Annotated in this window: 2 protein-coding genes; both read right to left on the bottom strand. The window is 62.1% G+C overall.

Annotated features, from left to right (window positions below):
- The coding region (locus VEK15_05935) for a hypothetical protein (protein HXV60214.1) at positions 1-231 on the bottom strand (231 nt) is incomplete at its 3' end.
- Position 232: 1 nt separating this feature from the next.
- On the bottom strand, positions 233-2,254 hold a 2,022-nt coding region (locus VEK15_05930), incomplete at its 5' end, for a hypothetical protein (protein ID HXV60213.1).

Here is a 2,254-nt window from a genome sequence, read left to right as displayed (position 1 = left end):
GTCCGCGAGTCGCTGCGTGCTGTCTTCCAGGCGCCGAGTCGCCTCCTGAAGCCGACTCATCGCACGAGCGAGTCTGCGCTGCGCTTTCGCGTTCAAACGTGCGAACTGGTCCTCTCCCAGTCTGTGAACCTTGGCGCGGCCGCTCCAATAGGAGCCGCCGCTCCGACCCAATCGAACGCCGAGGTCGTTAGCGTTCTGCCCGGACTTCCTCACATCCTCTCGATCGAGCATCCTACTCCTCCAGTCGGGGCGGCTTCCGCGTATTGGCCACCACCGCCAGGCGGTGTCCCAGCTCGTGCGCGCTACGTCGGGCAACCTGGATGGCCCGGCTCGTCCTTTTTCGACGCGCAGACCGATCGTGGAAGCTCTGCTCCATGCGATCGATTTCCCTGCCGCGGCGCGCCCTTTGGTGAGAGATGGCCAGAGACTCCGGGTGCTCGGATCGGCGCCGCAGCTCGGCGATGCGGGCGCGAAGATCGGCAATCGCAGCGTCGGACTCTGCAACAGCTGCGAAGTCATCGGCCATCAGACCAAGAAGTTCAGGCTCCAGCAACGCGTCTGCGTAGTGCGTCTCCCACTCAACCCATGGTCCTGGGTCCTCTGGTGTACGCCGAAGGAGCCTCAAGAGCCATCGAGTCCGTCCGCGCCTCGTCGGGATTGTGACCACCCGAGAACCCTTTTCCTCCAGGCGAGTCCACTGCCGGTCGAGTTCTTGTTGCGTGGAACGGACACGGTCTCGAAATCCCTCTTCAAGTGGCTCATACCACTGCGGTACTCCGACGCCGGAGTACCCTTGGATCTCTTCCTCCAGGCGTTGCATATCCGCCTGGAGCGAGGCACGGAGATCGAATAGGCCCCGATAGGTAAATCCGAACCCACCGATCAGGCCGTTCGCGGTCATGAGAAGTGTCGTACCAACGAGATTGCCGCCGACAAGTAGCGGTAGCTTGTCCACAGTGAACACCCAATCCAGCACGCCGAATACGCCAACCAGCAGTGCTGCGACCACGACGATCTCGGTTGGTCGCCTTCTTCTCGACGACATTTCCGGCCCCTTCATCACGCCAACCACCTCGATGACGTAAATCACCCCGACTGCCACGAAGAGCGCGGCCACGGCGAGACCGATATAGAGGTGGACGAGCGCCTGATAACTTGCCAACGAGACATCCGCTGCCGTCCTGTCGCTCAACGAAAAGACGAGGGCGGTAACGAGGACTCCATAGGCGAGAAACAGCAGAAGTGGCAATTGTGCGAGAAGTTGCGCATAGCTTCGCCGGGAGAGCGGCTCTTTCGGTAGCCGCCACCAGCGGAGATCGCGGACCCTTCCCACGTCACGCTTCGTCCAAAACTTCTGGTCGAGGACCTTGATCCATCGGTTAATGAACCCAAGAGCCCCGACCAGGATGGCGGCGAGCAAGAGAGGCACGACGAGAAGCACGATGAGACCCTGCGGCAGGCCAAACCCGCTAACCAGAGCCTTGAGTGCTGACGCCAGCGAGTCAGTGGCGATCGCGAAGAGTGACTCCGGACCCGGGTCTCTGAGGTCGAGCGCACGACCAAACAGCCAACCGGTGGCTACAAATCCCGCTGCCGCCACGGCCGTCAGGAATCGGGACGTTGGTTCGCTGAATCCCCACTCCCGGAGGCGATCCAGTTGAATCTGTACTTGCCTCAGATGTTCGGCTGCCTCGTCTTGCCAGTTCCGCAGAAGACCCGTACGTCGGTTCCATTCTTCCTCGTGAAGCTGCTTCCGCTCGAGATGCACGGCGTGGATCCGACGCTCGGCCTCCAACAGCTGCTCGGCTCCTGCAGCGAATTCCCGGGCCATGGCCGCAGATACCTCTGCACCCAGGCGGCCCCTCTCCGCAAAAATGCGCAGGGGATAGGTGGCCCGTCGGGCGCTCAGTTGTGCGCTCGTAGCTTGCGCCTTCGCCGCCCGAACCCTGTGAGTCGCCGACTCCTCGATGAGTTGGTCCTCGAGAGAAGCAATCGCCCGCGGTATCTCCCGCTCTCGAATTTGAGCTTCCTCCACGAGCATCGTGAGATGTGCGATCTCCTCGGCGACCAGCTCCTGCTCGCGTTCGAAGCAGCGACGGTCAATACCGTCGGCTGTCTCGTCGTCCACCCGGATCTCCTCGTCACTCAGGAGATCGTCATAACCCAGCGCGCCGGAGAGAAACTCCAGCTCCTCTATTTCCGCGTCGGATGGAGCAGGCTGCGTCGTGCCGTCGGCGACCGGCTCCGCAACCTG

The organism is Vicinamibacteria bacterium, assembly GCA_035620555.1.
GTDB lineage: Bacteria > Acidobacteriota > Vicinamibacteria > Marinacidobacterales > SMYC01 > DASPGQ01.
The sequence above is the reverse complement of the archived record's forward strand: the minus strand, read 5'-3'. Positions and strand labels throughout refer to the sequence as shown.